This window comes from Phyllobacterium brassicacearum (assembly GCF_003010955.1).
In the GTDB taxonomy this organism is placed as follows: domain Bacteria; phylum Pseudomonadota; class Alphaproteobacteria; order Rhizobiales; family Rhizobiaceae; genus Phyllobacterium; species Phyllobacterium brassicacearum.
In genome coordinates, this window is the sequence record NZ_PGGO01000005.1 from 156,977 (window position 1) to 175,003 (window position 18,027).

24 protein-coding genes and 2 tRNA genes are annotated in these 18,027 nt (G+C 56.6%); 21 read left to right on the forward strand and 5 right to left on the reverse strand.

The annotated features are described in order from the left end of the window. Positions 1-37 precede the first annotated feature (37 nt). Together CU102_RS08365 and CU102_RS30790 are read right to left on the reverse strand one after the other, a co-directional pair. The gene (locus tag CU102_RS08365) at positions 38-1,249 is read right to left on the reverse strand and encodes a D-alanyl-D-alanine carboxypeptidase family protein (RefSeq protein ID WP_106710790.1); all 1,212 of its coding nucleotides are present in this window, start codon (positions 1,247-1,249) and stop codon (positions 38-40) included. Beyond that, positions 1,236-2,510, reverse strand: a complete 1,275-nt coding sequence (locus tag CU102_RS30790) for a septal ring lytic transglycosylase RlpA family protein (RefSeq protein WP_106710652.1) — start codon at positions 2,508-2,510, stop codon at positions 1,236-1,238. The genes CU102_RS08365 and CU102_RS30790 overlap by 14 nt, the downstream gene beginning before the upstream one ends. A 367-nt stretch (positions 2,511-2,877) precedes the next feature. Here CU102_RS30790 and CU102_RS29740 point away from each other — a divergent pair. From CU102_RS29740 to CU102_RS08420, 9 genes are all read left to right on the forward strand, one after another. Then, positions 2,878-2,963, forward strand: a tRNA-Ser gene (locus CU102_RS29740). 62 nt (positions 2,964-3,025) lie between these two features. Continuing rightward, positions 3,026-3,115, forward strand: a tRNA-Ser gene (locus CU102_RS08375). 1,298 nt (positions 3,116-4,413) lie between these two features. Further along, positions 4,414-4,794: a cupin domain-containing protein gene (locus tag CU102_RS08385; protein WP_166648339.1), complete on the forward strand. Its 381-nt coding sequence runs from the start codon at positions 4,414-4,416 to the stop codon at positions 4,792-4,794. 872 nt (positions 4,795-5,666) lie between these two features. After that, a complete protein-coding gene (locus CU102_RS08395) occupies positions 5,667-5,825 on the forward strand; it encodes a YHYH domain-containing protein (RefSeq protein WP_208113800.1) in 159 nt (52 codons plus the stop codon). Positions 5,826-5,905: 80 nt separating this feature from the next. Beyond that, complete coding sequence (locus CU102_RS29745) at positions 5,906-6,073, forward strand: hypothetical protein (protein WP_166648338.1); 168 nt, start codon at positions 5,906-5,908, stop codon at positions 6,071-6,073. Beyond that, entirely contained in the window at positions 6,067-6,291 is a 225-nt protein-coding gene (locus CU102_RS08405; RefSeq protein ID WP_133624436.1) for a hypothetical protein, read from the forward strand. Before CU102_RS29745 ends, CU102_RS08405 begins: the two co-directional genes overlap by 7 nt. A 12-nt stretch (positions 6,292-6,303) precedes the next feature. After that, the gene (locus CU102_RS08410; protein WP_133624434.1) at positions 6,304-6,567 is read left to right on the forward strand and encodes a hypothetical protein; all 264 of its coding nucleotides are present in this window, start codon (positions 6,304-6,306) and stop codon (positions 6,565-6,567) included. Beyond that, on the forward strand, positions 6,564-6,764 hold the full coding sequence (locus CU102_RS08415; protein ID WP_106710658.1) for a hypothetical protein: 201 nt from the start codon (positions 6,564-6,566) through the stop codon (positions 6,762-6,764). The genes CU102_RS08410 and CU102_RS08415 overlap by 4 nt, the downstream gene beginning before the upstream one ends. 297 nt (positions 6,765-7,061) lie before the next feature. Then, positions 7,062-8,669 (forward strand): serine hydrolase, encoded by a 1,608-nt coding sequence (locus tag CU102_RS08420; RefSeq protein ID WP_106710793.1) that lies wholly within the window; start codon positions 7,062-7,064, stop codon positions 8,667-8,669. Between the two features lie 247 nt (positions 8,670-8,916). On the opposite strand, the gene CU102_RS08430 is transcribed toward CU102_RS08420, so the two are convergent. Beyond that, on the reverse strand, positions 8,917-9,303 hold the full coding sequence (locus CU102_RS08430) for a hypothetical protein (RefSeq protein ID WP_106710660.1): 387 nt from the start codon (positions 9,301-9,303) through the stop codon (positions 8,917-8,919). 302 nt (positions 9,304-9,605) lie between these two features. Between CU102_RS08430 and CU102_RS08435 the strand changes: the two genes are divergently transcribed. From CU102_RS08435 to CU102_RS08475, 9 genes are all read left to right on the forward strand, one after another. Further along, positions 9,606-10,076, forward strand: coding sequence for an aminoacyl-tRNA deacylase (locus CU102_RS08435; protein ID WP_106710661.1), 471 nt, complete (start codon positions 9,606-9,608; stop codon positions 10,074-10,076). A 547-nt stretch (positions 10,077-10,623) separates the two neighbouring features. After that, positions 10,624-10,836, forward strand: coding sequence for a hypothetical protein (locus CU102_RS08440; RefSeq protein ID WP_133624432.1), 213 nt, complete (start codon positions 10,624-10,626; stop codon positions 10,834-10,836). A 146-nt stretch (positions 10,837-10,982) separates the two neighbouring features. Further along, complete coding sequence (locus tag CU102_RS08445) at positions 10,983-11,237, forward strand: hypothetical protein (RefSeq protein ID WP_133624430.1); 255 nt, start codon at positions 10,983-10,985, stop codon at positions 11,235-11,237. A 535-nt stretch (positions 11,238-11,772) separates the two neighbouring features. Beyond that, positions 11,773-12,003 (forward strand): hypothetical protein, encoded by a 231-nt coding sequence (locus CU102_RS08450; protein ID WP_106710664.1) that lies wholly within the window; start codon positions 11,773-11,775, stop codon positions 12,001-12,003. Between the two features lie 98 nt (positions 12,004-12,101). Further along, on the forward strand, positions 12,102-12,677 hold the full coding sequence (locus CU102_RS08455; RefSeq protein WP_106710665.1) for a transglycosylase SLT domain-containing protein: 576 nt from the start codon (positions 12,102-12,104) through the stop codon (positions 12,675-12,677). A gap of 227 nt (positions 12,678-12,904) precedes the next feature. Then, positions 12,905-13,567, forward strand: a complete 663-nt coding sequence (locus CU102_RS30965; protein WP_166648337.1) for an acyltransferase family protein — start codon at positions 12,905-12,907, stop codon at positions 13,565-13,567. A gap of 30 nt (positions 13,568-13,597) precedes the next feature. Then, a complete protein-coding gene (locus CU102_RS30970; protein WP_106710667.1) occupies positions 13,598-13,966 on the forward strand; it encodes an acyltransferase family protein in 369 nt (122 codons plus the stop codon). 34 nt (positions 13,967-14,000) lie between these two features. Further along, positions 14,001-14,249, forward strand: coding sequence for a DUF6894 family protein (locus CU102_RS08470; protein WP_106710668.1), 249 nt, complete (start codon positions 14,001-14,003; stop codon positions 14,247-14,249). A 100-nt stretch (positions 14,250-14,349) separates the two neighbouring features. Beyond that, positions 14,350-14,877, forward strand: coding sequence for a carboxymuconolactone decarboxylase family protein (locus CU102_RS08475; RefSeq protein WP_106710669.1), 528 nt, complete (start codon positions 14,350-14,352; stop codon positions 14,875-14,877). Positions 14,878-14,884: 7 nt separating this feature from the next. On the opposite strand, the gene CU102_RS08480 is transcribed toward CU102_RS08475, so the two are convergent. Together CU102_RS08480 and CU102_RS08485 are read right to left on the reverse strand one after the other, a co-directional pair. Then, on the reverse strand, positions 14,885-15,310 hold the full coding sequence (locus tag CU102_RS08480; protein ID WP_106710670.1) for an OsmC family protein: 426 nt from the start codon (positions 15,308-15,310) through the stop codon (positions 14,885-14,887). A 101-nt stretch (positions 15,311-15,411) separates the two neighbouring features. After that, positions 15,412-15,726, reverse strand: a complete 315-nt coding sequence (locus tag CU102_RS08485; RefSeq protein WP_106710671.1) for a hypothetical protein — start codon at positions 15,724-15,726, stop codon at positions 15,412-15,414. A 262-nt stretch (positions 15,727-15,988) separates the two neighbouring features. On the opposite strand from CU102_RS08485, the gene CU102_RS08490 reads away from it, so the two are divergent. The 3 genes from CU102_RS08490 to CU102_RS08500 are packed head-to-tail and all read left to right on the forward strand — an operon-like array spanning position 15,989 to position 18,023. Beyond that, positions 15,989-16,543 carry a tetratricopeptide repeat protein gene (locus CU102_RS08490; RefSeq protein WP_106710672.1) on the forward strand — a complete coding sequence of 185 codons (555 nt, stop codon included), beginning with the start codon at positions 15,989-15,991 and terminating at the stop codon, positions 16,541-16,543. Positions 16,544-16,593: 50 nt separating this feature from the next. Continuing rightward, entirely contained in the window at positions 16,594-17,220 is a 627-nt protein-coding gene (locus tag CU102_RS08495) for an RNA polymerase sigma factor (protein ID WP_106710794.1), read from the forward strand. Beyond that, a complete protein-coding gene (locus CU102_RS08500) occupies positions 17,220-18,023 on the forward strand; it encodes an anti-sigma factor family protein (protein ID WP_245425269.1) in 804 nt (267 codons plus the stop codon). Before CU102_RS08495 ends, CU102_RS08500 begins: the two co-directional genes overlap by 1 nt. Positions 18,024-18,027: the final 4 nt, after the last annotated feature.

Below are 18,027 nucleotides of genomic sequence, written 5' to 3' on the forward strand. Positions count from 1 at the left end.
TAACGCTCGAAAATGAAAAGGTCGAGGCAGCAAGGACTTAGAATTTGAGTTGGCGGGCCCAGCCTGTCGCCAGTTCGAAGACGGCGTCGAACGAGCGCTTCTTCAGGCCCCCGCTCTCGATTGCCTCCGCCGTATAGACGGGCGTCTCCTGCGCCAGCGCATCGCCGATCCAGATCCGCAGCGTTCCAACCTCCTGGTCCACCTTCAGCGGCGCCACCAGTGGTCCCTGATAGACCACGTGCGCCTTCAGGCGATCGCGGTTGGCCACGGGGACAAGCAGGCTGACCTTTTCATGCGCCTTGAGCGCAACGCCGGATTTCACCCCGCCGAAAACACTCGCCTCGCCAATCGTCTCGCCTTCGGCAAAGATGTCCATCTCCTCGAACGCCTGGTAGGCCCACTCGAATATCCGCTTGGCCTCTTCAGCACGCTCCTTGTCGCTGGCAAGGCCGCTCAGGGCCGCGACGTAGCGCCTGCCATTCCGTTCCGTTGCTCCGACAATGCCATAGCCGGATTGTTCTGTGTAACCCGTACCCATGCCATCCGCGCCGATATCAAGCCGCAAGAGCGGATTGCGGTTGCGCTGGAAGATGTTGTTCCAGGTGAAATTGTCCTGCGCATAGGTGCGGTAATAGTCCGGATATTCCGTCTTGATGTGGCGCGCCAAGGCAACGAGGTCGGTCAGCGAAATCCGCTGCTGCGGGTCGGGCAGTCCGGTCGAATTGACGAAGGTTGCGTTCTTGAGGCCGATTTCCTTTGCCCGCGCGTTCATCATCTCGGCGAATTTCGGCTCGGACCCGGCGATGCCTTCCGCCAGGATGATGCAGCCATCATTGGCAGACTGCACGATAACGCCCTGGATAAGATCGGCGACGCTGATCGAGGATTTCAGCTTGGCGAACATCGTGGAGCCGCCCGATGGCGCGCCACCGGTCCGCCAGGCGTTTTCGCTGACCGTATACTGCGTCTCTGGTGTGAGCTTGCCAGTCTTGAGCTGGTGAAAGACGACCTCCATGGTCATCAGCTTGGCGAGCGCTGCCGGCTCGATCAGCGTGTCAGGCGATTTCGCATAGAGGATCGTGCCGGTCTTGTCCTCAACCATCAATGCCTGCTTGGCCTTGGTGTCAAACAGCGCATCCTGCGCGTCAGCGACCGCGGCAGATACGAGTATCGTCGCCACGCCAAGGACGACGATACGGAATGGCGTGGTCACGGAGTGAATTCGGCGGCGAAGCTCAGTTGCCGTCATCGCGAACGACAAACGCATCGCCTGCCCCGGCATTCCACGCGGCCTGGAGCAGGTCGTCAGTGTTCTTATCCGAACTTGCCCGGGCAATCAGGCCGATGCGCGGCCCGTCAGGGCTCGCAACCTCGGAAAGCTCGACCCTACCCAGTGCCGAAATCGCCTTCTTCACGCGCGCGGCTTCCGCCTTGTCGGCAAAGAGGCCGACATCGACATATTCGGCCGTGGGCCGGACGCCATCCGGCAGCTTGTTCATGTCTTTCCACGACGTGGAAACAGCTTCTGGCGACAGGATGTCGTTTGCAGCCTCTAGCGTGCTGCTGGCATTCGCGACACGCTCGCTCGCATAGGAACTGATGAACGGCGACGGACGCGCCTTGGCAGGCTTGAGCGAGCCGATGAGGATCGTCGGCTTTTCGTCGACATAAGGTCCGATGAGCGGCAGAACCGGAACGATATCCAGATTGAATGACAGTCCGAGGCTTTCCATCGGTACGGCCGCCGGCTGCACCTGTTGCGGAACGGCGAGACGAGCCGCCTGGTCGTTCAACGAAACTGGCTGGTTGCCAAGACTCGCTACCTGGACCCCGACGGGCTGCGGCTGCGTCATGCCGGGAATCGCAACCGGCGCGCGCTGTGTCGGCGTCGTCCCGTTCATGGCGATCATGACGCCTGAAGCCGGCTGGCCCCACGGATCAGGTGCGCTGGGACCGCGATAGGATGCCATGAGGAACCGGTCGTCGCTGCCTTCCAGAGGCGCCCTGCCCACATATTCGACCTTCACATCGGCCGTGCCGGTGTGCTGATAGTCGAGCATTGTCGCAGCTTTTTGCGAAAGATCGATCAGACGGTTGCTGTGATAGGGCCCGCGATCATTGACGCGGACAATCACCGAACTGCCATTGGCTAGGTTGGTGATGCGCGCATAGCTCGGCAAAGGCATTGTTGGGTGTGCGGCGGTCAGGCGGGCCGTATCGTAGATCTCGCCATTGGCGGTCAAGCGGCCATGGAAGGCGGAGCCATACCAGGATGCCCTGCCCTTGCGGACATAACCCGGCTCTTCCTTGGGATAATACCATTTTCCGGCCACCTGATAAGGCCGGCCGACCTGGTTGCGTCCGCCGCCCCGCGGAATGTTGCGAAGATCGCTGACAACGCGCGGACTTGCCTTCACGCCGTATTTGGATTCAGCGAAATATTCCTTGCCGTGGGTGCGTTTGGCGACTTTCACGTTGGCTGAGCCGCAGGATGCCACCACGGCACCCATGGCAACCACCCCCACAACTCGAAAAGCGTTGGCTTTTGACAATGCAAACCACCGGCCACGCGTGGCCGTCCCCAGAATTTGACATTAGATGTATCGATAACAGATCAGAAGACCAGTGCAACCCCGACGCCCATCATTGGAACTGCACCGCCCCTATAAATGCCATGGATAGATTGATACCAGCTTAACAAGATATGGCGGCAGCAAAGCATTATCGGGCATGCCCAGGCCTACTGGCGGTAGCTTCTTCGCTCCGCATCACTTTTTATGTGCGCTCGTCGCAAAAACGGCAAAAAAGCGGCAAGTTTCGTCATAATTGCAAAAGGGCTTGAAATGAACAAAGCAATCACGCATAGAACGCTCCGCCGGAAGAGTGGCCGAGTGGTTTAAGGCAACGGTCTTGAAAACCGTTGCCGGAAATGGGAAAGACCTTGGAAACATTGGTCTTTTCCGCACAGAAGCGAGAAAGTGCCGCAAAAGTGCCGCAGGATCATTGAACTTGCGGCACATGGACTGGAAGGGTGGCCGAGTGGTTTAAGGCACTAGTCTTGAAAACTAGCGTGCGGGGAACCGTACCGTGGGTTCAAATCCCACCCCTTCCGCCAGTTTCTTTCTTTCCGTATCGTTCATTTCCGTTTGACAGGTTGCCGCATCAGGTTCAGTGTTTGTTCTGTGGCGTTCTGTGACAGAGAACATCCGCAACTCGCGGACAGCCAGATGAACCAGTGGCAAGTGGCCAGCGGTGAAATGCCCAGTGCCCAAAGGCCCAAGAGACGTTCCACGGCTTTGAGCCGTCGAGTTTAGCAAGGCATGGCACGTCCACCATTTTTGGTTGGGTGGTGCTGTAAATAAGGGCGGTCAGCGTCCAAAACTGGCCGCCTTTGCTTGTTCTAAGGCCCTGCCCCGCGTTCCTTGGCCCGCCTTAGAGCAACGTGACCCCACTCAAGGCTAAATTGCGCGCATGCCGAAAACTGTTGCCAGTGCGGAAGGGCTGCGTTCGCGGCGGTGTTGCTGGGAGCAGCGACGCAGGTCTGGGAGTATCCGAAGCCAAGAACAGATTTCGGAACACTGGGTGTGATTTTGGGCCTCATTGCCTTGGGTTATTGGATGGCCAGTGCAGCGTGGTCGGATATGGAGCGTGATCTGGCGCACGGGATCAAACCTTCTCGTCTGATTTTCGTGGTGGGGTAATATCGCGCTTGCCTCAAGCGTCCTTGCAATATTTTTCATGGGCTATTGGATTAGCACCCATAACATAGCGGATTGCCTTATCCTCGATTTGCCCGTTTGCACGCAAAAGGCAGCATCACCAAACTGGGGTTCACCCTGCCGCCAGTTCCTCTTTCAGCGCCGCGATGGCGAGATGCATTTCGGTCAAGGTTGCATGGTGTTGGCGATGGTGCAACCGGTGGGGAATTTTCCCCATTGCTGCGGCATTTGCCGTACTCATGCGTCATGTGGCGCAGCACGCGTCAAGGCCCAATTAAAACAAAGGCTGAAATTGACCCTATGCGTCATGTGGCGCAGTCCTGCGGGATTTCCCGCACTGTGGGGAAAATGCCCCAGTTCCCCGTTTATGGGGATCACAGCGCCTGCTGATCCCGAACAGATAGCCGAGCATGTATCCGAAAACCCAAACGCGTCCGCCCCAAGCCATGCAAAACATGCGTTAGTCGGCTCTCTGAAATGGGTGTATCCTTACTGGGCCGAACTGCGAACACGACCTGCATCCCCATGCCCGCCCGCTCGCGGTTCTGCCCCTCAAGGCGGAGTTCAGAGATGGCAAGCAGGTCCCCCACCCTAGCCATCCCCGCTCCGCCTCTTTTTTGCGGTATGTTTGGATCCCTAGGCGGGCTTGCGAAAGAAGGGCTGCATCAGCTGGTGCATGAAGGGGAGCTAACGGATGGCAGTCATCGTTCATTCCGATAATAAGCTGGAAGAATGGCGAACTGGGATACAAACGCGAATGCTTGTCTCAACTCGCAACGGCGCAAACCAACTCTGCATGTTCGAGCAGTGGGTGGAGCCTGGAACCGGTGCACCCACGCATCTTCATCCGGTAGAAGAAATCCTTACCGTTCTGTCCGGAGACGCCGATATCTGGCTGGACAAAGAGCATTTCATGGTCGCGGCTGGCCAATCGGTGATTATTCCATCCGGTATCAGGCACGGCTTTCGAAACGCAGGATCAGAGACCCTTCATATTCACGCGGTGCTGGCATCGGCAGATTTTCAAGCATGGTTCGATGATTCTATGTCCATGGTTCGACGTTGGACGGATTGAAAACATAAACTGCGACACTCCGCGAGATCGCGAGATCGGAAGCGCCGGATTATCGTCGCATGACCTATCAGCTTCAATGGCGACGCACCATCATTGGCGGTGAACCGCTGCACCACGATTTCTGTGACCATGGTCGACGGCAACGTCACCATTGCGGATAACGAAGGACCTCGCTGCCGGTTGGCGTCTTAACACATAAGATTGGCAGCTAAACGCAAGCGCGAAATTTTTCGAACTGCTAGGGAAAGCCCGCACGGTTGGAATGAAAAGGCCATTGAGCCCCACCGGCGTTCTTGAGAGGCACCCAAATGATCAAATACATCCTCGCGCTAGGACTGGCACTGGCTGGTTGTGCGACAGCAGCCCAAGCCAAAACTGGCGCTCTTCCAAGCGCAGACACTACCGCCCGCCAGCTCGGCGCTATCTTGGCCACTGTCCATATCTGGGGCCCACTTGTAATCTGTCGGATGCCGACTACCAAATGGTTGTTTACTCAGTCCAGCGCAACGCCGAAGTAAGCGACGTCAGCATGGAAGCTGTTTCCCATTATTCACGGGATATGGAGAATAAGTGGGCGAGCGTCTGGACTCGCCGCGTTGACTTTAAGTCTGAAGCCTGGCGCAGGGCTACCAACGAGCTCGGCTATTGTAGCAGGGTGGAAAACGCCCTCAGCATAGCCTACAAAACATTGAATCTCATAGAAGGCCGATGAATGTTGCATTCTCTCCATCCCGGGTGGTGGGGAGTGTGGAGCCTGCTGTGAGCGAAGCGCTGCAGACGGAAGCCGATGGTCGCGGCATCACCCTGAACCCACGGCACTGAGTCGAAACAGGGAGACATCCCTGTCATCTGCCTTGAGCATGGCGGGTCTGATGATGACGCTCAATCAAAGGGACATAAAAATGAAAAAATTAGCTGTTGCCGCTCTTATCGTCATTTCCGCAGCAACTGGGGCGCTCGCTCACGGTGGCGGTCTTAATCGTCAAGGGTGCCATAACGACAATGCAACTGGGGGATATCACTGCCATTAAACGTCGAAACGGACTTCGGTCCGTCGCTGGGATTGAGCAAACCCAGCCTGATGATGACGCTCAACAAGGAACCAAAACCAATGGAAATTTTTCTCGTCATCTGGATCATGTGCGGCATCACATCTGCCGTGATCGCTTCATCCAAGAACCGTAGCTTCATCGGTTGGCTGGTCCTTGGCTTCATCCTTGGCTTCTTCGGCCTGATCATGGTCTGCGCCATGCCGCGTATTGCGGAGGAATCGTGTTGAAAGCACTCATCGCAGCAGCCTGCATCACCATCGTCGCTGGCGGGGCCTATTTCGGCCTACAGGAACATCGGCGCTATGAATATCAGGCCGATGCCAAGTCCTATGAACAGGACCAGCAATGGCGAGCCAATTGCGCAGGGGTTTGGAAAACCCAAATGCCGACGCTGTGCAAGGTACTCACACGCAGGGACTCCGTCAAAAAGCCGGACCTGCCATAAGGAACCACGCGAATGGTTGAACCAACGCAACTGACAATGGATGAATACGCTATTTTGAAGCGGGCTATGAACAGTCCGTCGAAATGGCTCGTTTTTACAGACCAGTATATGGAAACGGTCAAATCGCTCGCCCATGTGGGTTTGCTTGAAATTACCCGCGAGAGTACCGGCCAAGTGAAGGACGGCTATGTGGTCTGGCAGATGAAATGTCGGCTTGGCTTGCCACGCTGGGCGCATGAAGCCGTCGAGCGCGCACAAAAGGAACAACCACAATGAAACTGACCTTCACCAACGCCAACCTGAAGCTGCTCTGGGCGAGCGCCGAAGCGCAATGGCCGAACGGCATCAGACCGAACTATGTGCAGCAGGGGGATAAAGACATCCCGCTCGGTTTCTGGATCGTCGGCGACGAGGGCGTCTATCTGATGCACAACGGCACAGCGCCAGAAGGCACCGAGAACACGGTCACCTGAAGCGTGCGACAGTCGCGCTATTGCTCGCGGTAATTCCTTGGACTGCATTGCTGGTGGCGGTATCTTTCAGCCACGGAAAATTTCCAACAATCTCCTAAGACGCAGCCATGGAGTGGCCAGACATTTACGACTGGCGGCAGCTTGTCGATCCCACCTAGCCATTCTCGCTCCGCCTCTTTTTGCGGTGCAAACTCCAAATAAGTACGATCAGATACTGAAGGTCATTTGCGAACGAAAACTGAGCGACCGTCGCCCCGTTCATGTATGGTCAGGCATCGCCGTATTGGGGGAATGGAGATGATCAGAACCGTAGAGAGATATTCCAGGCGTATCCGCTTCCTTTGTCAGCGCCTTGTCATTGCCGGCGTATCGATGGGCATTGCAACGCTTGCCGGTCACGCCCAATCGTCCTTCGAGCATGCGACGAAAGACAAGGTGCTGACCGCCCTGCCAATGCTCGAGGAAGTGGCGCAGCGGGTCATCGCCAATGATGGTGTGCCGGGTATTTCGATCGCCATCGTCTATCAGGATGAGGTGATCTACCTGAAAGGCTTCGGCGTTAGAGAAGAAGGCAAAAGTGATCTGGTCGACGCTGATACGGTGTTTCAGCTTGCCTCGTTCTCCAAGCCGATGGCCTCGACCGTCGCGGCGGCGATAGTAAGCGAGGGGGTGGTGAGTTGGGATACGCGGATTGCCGACATCGACCCATCCTTCCAGCTCTACGACGCCTATCCCACCGCGCAGGTGACCGTACGCGATCTCTTCGCTCACCGCAGCGGCCTTCCCGGAGGGGCCGGAAACGAGCTCGAGGAGATCGGCTATGACCGCGACACGATTCTTCAGCGACTCCGCCAGGTAAAGCCGGAGAGCAGCTTTCGATCGGGCTACTCCTACAGCAATTTCGGCCTTACCGCGGGCGCGGTCGCTGTGGCCAAGGCCGCAGGCATGAGCTGGGAGGATGCGGCAGAGGCGAAGCTGTACAAGCCGCTTGGAATGTCATCGACCAGCTCGCGCTACGCCGATTTCCTGACGCGCACAAACCACGCCACCCTCCACGCACAACTCAACGGCAAATGGCAAGCGCTGGCCAAGCGCGATCCCGACCCGCAGTCACCTGCAGGCGGCGTCAGCTCCAATGCGCGCGACCTGGCTCAATGGATGCGGCTTCAGCTCGGCAATGGCAATTATAATGGCAAGCCGCTCATCGACGGAGGCGCGATTGGCCAGACCCATCTGCCGCTGATGGCGCGCGGCAAGAACCCGGTGAGCGGCGGATGGTCGTTCTACGGACTTGGCTGGAATGTGGAGTATGGTCGTTACGGCGAATATTGGGGTCATGCCGGCGCGTTCAGCACGGGCGCACGGACATTGGTCAGTTTGCTTCCCGCCGAGGAACTCGGCATCGTCGTCCTTACCAACGCCTTCCCGACAGGTGTTCCTGAGGGCCTTGCAGACACTTTTTTCGAGCTCGTGATGACGGGAAAGACGACGCAGGACTGGGTCGTCGAATGGAACAACATCTATGGGCGGCTCTTCGGACCGGCAATCGAGGCGGCGGTCAAGCGTTACGGGACACCGCCCGCCTCCCCGCTGCCTGCACTGCCGCTTTCGGCCTATGCCGGCACCTATTTCAATCCTTATATTGGCCAGGTTGTGGTAGCCGAAAAAGGCGGGATACTGGAAATTCGCCTGGGGCCAAAAGGCAATGCGGTTTTCTCACTCAGCCACTTTGATCGCGATCTATACACCTACCGGCCATCTATGGAGATGCCGAATATGCCGGTTGCGGTCACGTTCGAAATCGGGCCAGATCAGAAGGCGACCCAGGTCACGATCGACGACCTGAACGAGCTTGGGCTTGGTGTGTTGACTCGCATCGGGATAGAACGCCCTACATCACCTTAGCTTTCGTACCGCGCTCTTTATCCACGTTGAAAGGTTATCCCGGATCTGCAGGAACGAAACGACTTGCAGCGCCTGGAGCTCCGCCGGAACAGGCTCATGATCTTTTATCAGGCGCTGAACGTATCTGCTCATGACCTCCGGTGCGAACCTGACAAGGTTTGTGTAGAACTTTGACCTAGAGAGGCTGATAACAATTGGTCTCCGGGCCGGGCTCGTGACAACAATTTTCACTTCGATCCGATCCTTTCTAAACAAAGTTCCGGAATTCTATGCTGGCTTCAACGAGGTCGAATTTCTCCGTGTAGGACTGCAACGCATGGCAGCCGGTCTCGGTGAGCACCGATCCGCTCAAATGGAGGGTTTCGCGGCTATAGGTTGTTGCTGCATAGACTGAACAAAAGAAGATCGATAGCACGACAGCTTGCGTTAAAAAGGGCAGCGCGCGTCTCTCATCCGGAAGAAGTGGATCACCCCTGAATTTGACCGTGCCCCAGAGTTTCAGGCTCAGCATTAGCGTCCAGAAACACGCAGCCGCCGAGAGAAGCAGGAAGCGGCTTGTGAAAATCCATGCACCGCGGGCCAGACAGGAATATCCGAGCCATTCACCTTGATCGAGGACAAGCAACGGTTCCACTGATACCTCACTGGTGCGAGCCGCACAAGTTCGCATTTCACATACAGATCAGGTGTATCAAATGGCGTTTACAACGCTGTTAAATTTTTAAGTACCAATTGAGAATGCGCCCCCGAAGCGCCTGATCAGAAAAGGACTTCCACGTTTCGAGTGCTCAGCACCGGCCAGCCACGCCGGACAATGAGTGAACAGGCTGTTCGGAAACCTGTCGATCATACACGCCTCACACATCAACCTGATCGAGAAAATCACTCTGAAATCTGCTATCCTATGGTCACTACCCAACATAAGGAGTGCCTACGATGACTATCGCAAGGAAACTTCAGGATTATATCGACGGCGAAGGTATCGCCTACGACACCGTCGCTCATCACCGCACAGCAACAACCAGCCAGTCGGCGCAAGCGGCGCATGTCCCGGGCAGCAAGCTGGCCAAATCCGTGGTTGTGCATCATGAAATGGGTTACGTTCTGGCCGTTGTTCCGAGCACGCACCGGATAGAGCTCTCCACATTGCAGGATGTGATTGACCGGCGGCTTGGTCTCGCCTCGGAGGAGGAGGTCAGCTCGCTTTTCGCTGATTGCGACATTGGCGCGGTGCCGCCCATTGGATCGGCCTATGATGTGCCGGTTGTTCTCGACGAAAGCCTCGGCGACACCAGCGACGTCTATTTCGAAGGTGGCGATCACAAAACACTCGTGCATGTCAGCGGCCCCAATTTTCGCAGCCTCATGAAGGATGCGCGGATCGCCCGCTTCAGCCACCGGGCGTAGATGTCACGACCCTGGATCGAGCCTGTCGCTGCCGGCAGCTGTTGTCGAAGCAACCGGTGCCTATTCGTGGAATGCGCGAAGCTATATGTGTTTATTCGAAAGCCGGCACCACGAATGAAGGGGCGTAGTTCTGGCGTTGCCGTATCAAGGCTCAGGCCAGGCGCCGCACCTTGGGTCTTTGGTCATCACTCCAATTATCGCAGCCACGATTTATTGTTACCTAGCAGAAATCGTTGCACATTCCTGATGTGCCGCTCGTCCGTTCGCGGCACAGGCTCGGCGTCGATAACAACCACCACGATGATCAACTCCGCCGAGCCTCTTTTTTGTTTGCCAGGCAGCGAAGTTGCGCAGATTTTTGTATTTCAACCCGTAGTTGAGCCAATCGGGAAAGGCGCGCGCGAATGTCGCGGCTTTAAAGGCCGTACTTCGCGCGCCGAGTAGCGGAAGTCGGTTGTGGACGTCTTGCACTCAACCGGAGATTGCTTATCATCCTTTGCACAACGGTGCGTGGAGCGGGATCATCAGTAGCAGTCGGAATGCCTTCATGGAGCGCCTGAAGAGGGTCATCCTCGAGTATGAGGAGACGATCGAGCGGCTTGAATCCGGGCAGGAAAAAGTTCACCGAACGGGCCGGTTCGGCGAGAAGGAGGATATTTCGGTCCAGACCGCCGACCACTACAGGCGCCTGCTCTCCCACTACATGGAAATCGTGGCGCGAAACGAGGCGAGCACGACCAAGCCGCGGAAGAAGAAGTGACCGCGCTCGCATAATGGCCAGGTGCAACTTCACCGGCTCTCAAGAACACAAGGCGTAAACGCCTGGACGACGGACTTTTCATCGCATCCAACAGTTTCGTTTTTGACGTGGATGTGTCAAAGTCCAGTCGAACGAAGGAACTGCGGATGACAGCTAAGATTAGGACTGTGACGTTCGTCGCCAAATCTGAAACTGAAGTTGACGGTATCTTACTGCCCCCTGGAAAGTATCAAGGTATAGAACGGCACACCTTGGATGGGGACGAGGCGTTACCTGCCCCTGAGTATCAAATGAACCTCACCGAAGCCGATCTGAAGGGCGTGCGCGGGTTGGATAACTTCCGCGGTGCTATTATCGATGCGACGTCGAGCGTCAAAGACGGATCTCTGAAGGTTACCTAGCCAGGTCGCTGTCCGCACGGCGCAAGACGCAATGTCTCGCCTATTTGTTGGTGGGTGGGAACTTTTATTCATCATAGCCGTTTGTTACGAAGCTGATATTTCCGTCATCAGCCATACGTGGCCTCATACTGGGCAAGTAGATCAGACCACGTGTCTTGAGGCTTGGTCTGTTACTCAATGACGGACCAAGTCTCTTTTTGAGCGCTGCGCGACCAATTTAGCGACAAAAGATTATCTCTCAATAATCGGCCTAAAGTTCTATAATAGCATCAGCATCCACGGAGGGTGCTGTCGATGAACGACCTCGTTGCGTTTTTGTCCCTGACAACCATGGGCTTGATAATCATAACAAACCTCCTGGCGATGATTTACGATTGAAGCTTTCGGGCAGGCATCTGCACGATTGCTCCCGTCCCACGCCGGTATGGCCTTTCCATAGCTCCTTTGTTGAGCCTGCTCAAAAAAGGTTGATCCAATATGGCCGAATCGGGTCAAGCTGCCGACGCAACAATGCGTCTGGAAGGGATGACCGAAGATGACCATGAGCTTCGAGGAATTTCTGGATTCGCGTGACTATTGTGACGATCTCGATGCGCTCGGACTGTGCGAAGGCGAAGGCTATGTCTACGCCGATGGACTTTGCTGCATCGAAAAGAGTGGCGCTGTCTTTCGGCTGCACCATCGCGATCGCATTCTGACCGATACTGACCTCGCCAGACTGGAACGCGAACTCTACCAACGGTTGTATCTCGCAGCTGCGGCCTAGCCGGCGCAACTGCCCGAGCTACGGTGCTCAGCGTTGTATCAGTAACCCTGTGTTAGGATTTCGGGATTAGGTGATGGTGCAAGACTAGGGACTTGCCCATGCGCCGCGCCATGACACTTGCTTTGCTGTTGCTCACCGGCTGCGCCAGTGCGCCGACGCAGACCAACAATGTCTGCGCCGTGTTCGACCAAAGGGACAGCTTGTTCACCAACTGGTATAAGGACGCCAAGAGCGTCGAAGCGGAATATGGCGTGCCGGTGCCTATCCTCATGGCAACGATCTATACCGAATCCGGCTTCCAGGCGCGTGTGAAACCGCCGCGGACCAAGCTGCTCGGCTTCATCCCGTGGAAACGCCCCTCCTCCGCCTATGGCTATTCGCAGGCGCTGGACGGCACCTGGGCCGACTATCAGCGCCAAACCGGCCGGTATGGCGCCGGACGGACGAATTTCAGCGACGCCGTGCATTTTGTCGGCTGGTATCATGCCCAGAGCCACCAGAAGAACGGTATTCCGCTCAACGATGCCTACAATCTTTATGTCGCCTATTACGCCGGTCAAAATGATTATGCTCGCGGCACGTGGCGGAATAAGCCGGCTATCGACAAGACAGCCCGCCGAACCGCTGCAATGGCAAACACTTACGCCAATCAGCTGAGCTCCTGCGGGATGTAAATCCGGCGTTTATGCAGGAATGATGACACGAACATCAACACATTTGCGTAAGTGACCAAGGTCCGGAAACGTGCTCAGCTTCCCGGGCTTTCTCAACCTTTGTTTATTGTTCGGTTGCGTCGTCATCAACTGTAATTTGCGTCTGTTTTTCGCTCGGGTCGTGCTTAATCCGTGCCTTCTTCGACATGTGTTCTCGAAGGGCGTCGACGTTTCAGTCGAGACAGAAAATGCATAGAGACCGCTATTATCTGCTGGACGCAATGCGCGGGGTTGCCGCCTTGCTGGTTGTGTTTTTTCATGCAGGATCGTTCATGCAGACCAATTACGCGGCCAGAGGCTATCTGGCGGTGGATTTCTTCTTTGCGCTCAGCGGGTTCGTTATCACGATGTCCTATGGCGGGCGGTTGCGCGCCGGCCTGTCGGTCTGGCGCTTCACAATGATCCGCCTGATCCGCTTCTATCCGCTCTTTCTGGTGGGCCTCGCGCTCGGTGCGACGAAGGCCCTCGGTGCGCTGTTCTTCGCTGACCCGCAAGCAATCAGCATGGCCCAGATAACCCTGTCGGCCCTCTGGGGCATCGTCATGCTGCCGACCCTCTTTGCCCCGCATGAACTGTATCCGCTCAATGGCCCGGCATGGTCATTGTTTTTGGAGGTTGCGATAAACGTCGCTTTCGCTGCCTGGTTCGTACGCTGGCGCGACAGCTCGCTCGTATTTCTCGCAGTCATCGCTGCGCTCATCATGACGATTTTCCTCGGACATACCGGTACACTGAATGGTGGATGGGCGTGGTCCACATTCGGTGTTGGTGTTACCAGGATCACCTTCGCTTTTACCGTTGGCGTTCTGCTGGCTCGTTACAGCATCCACATCGAGCGGCGTGTCAGCTAGTGGGCTCTCCTGCCGATCGTCGCTTTGGTCGTGACCTGTTCGGTCGCTGTCTATGACGCTTTTCCTGTCGACCTGCTCGTGGCCTTGATCGTCTGTCCGGCAATTCTCTATCTCGGCGTTGCCTACGAAGTGCCACCATCACTGTACGAAATATCGAGATTTCTCGGCCAGATCTCCTTCCCGATCTACGCTGTCCACTTTCCCCTGATGTTCATCTTCAACTTCGCGGTGCGGAAGTTCGGCGTCCCTGGCGAATTGACGATCTGGCTGTTTATTCCCTGCCTGTTTGTAGGTTGCAGTCTCCTGTTTCATCTGTTTGACGTGCCCGTTCGACGGTATTTGTCGGACGAGTTCATCAAACGACGGCCTCCGGAGATCCAGCACCAACCGACACTCTGATTTGGAGCTTATGATCTAGATGTGGAGCCGCCCAATGCCAACATATCGCTTTGAATTTCATGAAGCGCTCCGGACAAGTGCGGTCCGGGGCATCAAGCTGGACGATGATGAGACCGCGACCGCCGAAGCTGTGCAGACCGCCGAGGAAATGCTTCTCGACGGCGTTGTGGACGATCTCGAGCGCGTCGACTGGGCAATCAAGATCTTCAACCAGTCCGACGAAGCGCATGCCGTGGCCGTCATCCGCTTTTCGGACGTTCCGGTTGTGAAACACAAGGCTTGACCGGTTCCCGCTTGCCAGACACGAAGGTGCATCGTTTTCGTGGTGCACTGGTGCGGCCGCACTGCTATAGCTTGGAGGTATCTCCTCCACGGATTTCCCCATGAGTCGCATATCACCAATCGTCTACGATCAAGCGTCGCCGGAGAGCCAAGCCGAGCACGACCGGGAGCTGGCATTGCGCGGACGGATGACAAACATGAAGCGCATCATGCTTCATTCGCCCGCCGCCCACCGGATTTATGGCGAGTGGTTCACCTTGCGGGAGCTGTTGCGCCCATCGATACCTGACCGGGCATTCTGGTTGTTTTCGCTTGCCCTATCCGAAGCGAACAAGTCGGTCGTGCCGGCAACGTTCATGCGGCGTGCACTGATGGATTCAGGATTGCAGCCGGAAGCGATCGTTCCAGACGCGGACGAGGTGGTGCTGATGGATTTTGCCAAGGCGATCATTGCCGATTCCAATGCCGTCCCCGACAGTATCTGGAAGCAACTGGTAGCTCGCTACGATGAGCCTACCCTCGTCAACCTGGTTGCCTTTGCCGGTATCATGATTGCAACCACGATCTTTACCAATGTGGCCGAGGTCGATCTCGATCCGGAGCTCGCTGCCTACAGGAAAGACACATGAGCCGCGATCATCCTGCCAGGCTTGTGACGAACTCCGCATTGCCGCGCAATGTGTTGCTGACCGTACAGATGGCCTCGGCTGCCTCAACAATCTGATGCCGAGTTGACTCGTCCAGATCCCCGTCAATTTCAATGGCGATGTTGAACCGTGTCACCCGCGATGGTTCATCATGAGCCTTTTCGCCCGTTACATGCGCCCTCACCTCGAGGAGCTTGTCCGCGACCCCGAGACGGCTGGCCGCAATGCGGGCACTGAGGACAATACAGGCCGACAATGAGGCACAGAGCAGGTCAAGCGGGTTGAATCCCGGTTCCGAAACCGAGGTAACCACGTTGATTTTGCCGCCGGTTTCAGACGTGACAACGGGCAGTTCTTTCGGCTTGAGCACCGCTTTGGCGCCAACGGCCCGCGTTCTGATCTTCAGTTCGGACATTCTGTGGATCCTGGAAATGACGACGATCGAGATCGATCTCGTGCTGACATCTTGAACCTAATCAAGATAACCTCGGAATGCCATAGGTGGTTCGATGCGTGTCAGGCTGTTTCGGCCGCTGAACGCGCCGCGTCCAAGGCACGCATGGCAGCAAAGAGCACTTCACGGTCCCGCTGATGCGCTTCGAACAAGGCAACAAATGCAGGATTGGTGATCTCATGAGGTTTCGGCGCGGCCTTGGCCCGGTCGAGACTGTGATCGGCCGCGCGCTTGCCTTCCTCGACCCGCTGTTGCGCCGCGTCGATTGCCGACAAGCACTTGGCCCGCCGGTGGACCTTGCGGTCCGGCGACGAACTCACATCATGGCCCGCAAGCAATGATTGCAAGAGCGTTCCGCTGGCAATTTCGGCATCCATGGGTTCAACCGTTCTGCAGTTCATTCTGGTCAGACGTTTCGTAAGCGGAGTTGTTGATTTGACGCCAAATTTACATGGTTCCCGCTGTGGTCGGAACGCACGGACAATCAAAATCTGCCGGCAAATGAGTACGGGATTCCGGTTTTGAGCCAGGTTGCGGAATTCGTTTGCACCTCTGTCAGAATAACCGGCATCTCCTCGAATAAATTGCCGTCGACATGTGTTCTCTTTCCGTCAGTTTCCAACCTGCGGAGAAAGTGCCATGAGAAATGTAGTTCTATCGATACGCCGTCAGCTGCCACTGGTTCTGCTCGGCGCCGGCATTGCCGTGTCCACCCTCCCCAATCTGGCGTTTTCAGCCGGTGGCGAGGGGGGCTCGAATTCGATTCCTACCTGCACCAAGGGCAAGGTTTACGATACTAGGAGCAAGAAATGCGTCAGCAAGAACAGCAGCGCTGTTCCGGATAAGGACCGTACGGAGTATGCCTATGCCCTGACGCAAGCCGGGCGTTATGAAGAAGCCCTGGAAGTTCTCGATACCTTGAAGAACCCCAATACCAAGGAAGCCTGGAACTATCGTGGCTATGCCACCCGCAAGCTCGGCCGGACCGATGAAGGCATCTCGTACTACAAGAAGTCGGTAGCAATTGATCCGAAATACGCAATGGTTCGCGAGTATCTCGGCGAAGCCTATGTCATCAAGGGGCAGATCGACCTGGCCAAGAAACAGCTGATGGTGATCAAGTCGATCTGCGGCACCACCTGTGAAGAGTATGAGGATCTTCACGAAGCGATCGAAAACCCCTCGAACATCTGACGCGCGTCGTTCGCACGGCAGAACGGTGTCAGAAAATGACCGGATCAAATGTGTCTGTCGCTCAAATCGGACTTTATGCTTATAGTCGGGCGGAGCCATATTCATCGTCATCGCCGGCCGCCCCTTGCGGGCGGACCGGGCCGGAGGCAGTCATCGCGAGCGAACATGAAATCAGGGCGGGGCTAGCCCAGCACCTTACAAGGCTCTGGCGGTATGGCGTTGTGCTGTCCCGCCAGCGCGACGTTGCGGACGATCTCGTCCAGGCTACCTGTGTCCGTGCGTTGGAGCGCGCGAACCAGTTTGCCACCGGTACCAGACTGGATCGATGGCTGTTCGCCATCCTCCATTCAATCTGGCTCAACGAGGTTCGATCGCGCCGCATCCGCATGGGGCACGGTTTCGTTGATGCGGATGTAGCCCTTGTGTTCGACGGCGAGCGGGATACCGAGACCCACGTTCTCGCCAATCAGGTTCTGCGTCAGGTAAACGCCCTGCCGGAGGCGCAGAGAACAGCTGTTTTCCTCACTTATGTTGAAGGCCTCTCCTATCGTGAGGTTGCCGACGTTCTGAGCGTGCCAATTGGTACTGTGATGAGCCGGCTTGCAGCGGCCAGGGCTAAACTGGCCGAGAATGCCGCGGCCGCTCCCGCCACACAAGCAACGAAAGGAGGGGAATAATGGTCGATCTGAACAAGAACGAAATGCCCTCTGACGAACTGCTTGTCGCCTTTCTCGATGGTGAGCTCGAGGCTGGCGAGCGCGAGCGGATAGATAGTCTGATAAGGACCGACGAGGCCGTCGCAGAGAGGTTCGACTTTCTGTCGCGCAGTGAGCTGCCTTTTTATGATGCGTTCGAGACGCTGCTTGAAAATGCACCGGCAGCCCATCTTGAATCCATTCTGAATAATCTTCCAGCTCCGGGCACTGCCGAGCCGGTTGCGAGTGGCTGGAAGCGCCGTGGCTTTATCGCCGCGGCCATCGGTGCGGTTTTTGCCGGCGTCGCCGCCGATCGTGTTCTCCTGGGAATGCGGGCCCCCTCGCCTACGGAGACTGCGGATCTGGGATGGCGGGGTGTCGTGGCCGAATATCTCGCACTCTATACGCCGGATACGCTGGCCAATCTGCCCAGCGATGCACAGTTGTTGTCAGCACAGCTGAGCAGTGTGGGCTCCGAACTTGCCCTTTCCTTGCCTCTCGAAGCTGTCACGCTACCTGGAATTCCGCTCAAACGGGCACAGATACTGCAGTACGACAGAAAGCCACTCGGCCAGATTGCTTATCTCGATCCTGTCCACGGCCCGCTTGCCCTTTGCATCGTTCGATCTACAAAAGGGGCAAGGCCACCGCAAACGGAACAGCGGCGCGGGATGAACGTCGTGTTCTGGTCCGATGGCGCCCATGGCTTCATGCTGATTGGCCGCAATCCGGTCGAGCAGTTGAATGCTTTGACTGAAAAGGTCCGGACCGCGCTGACGGTATGAGCCT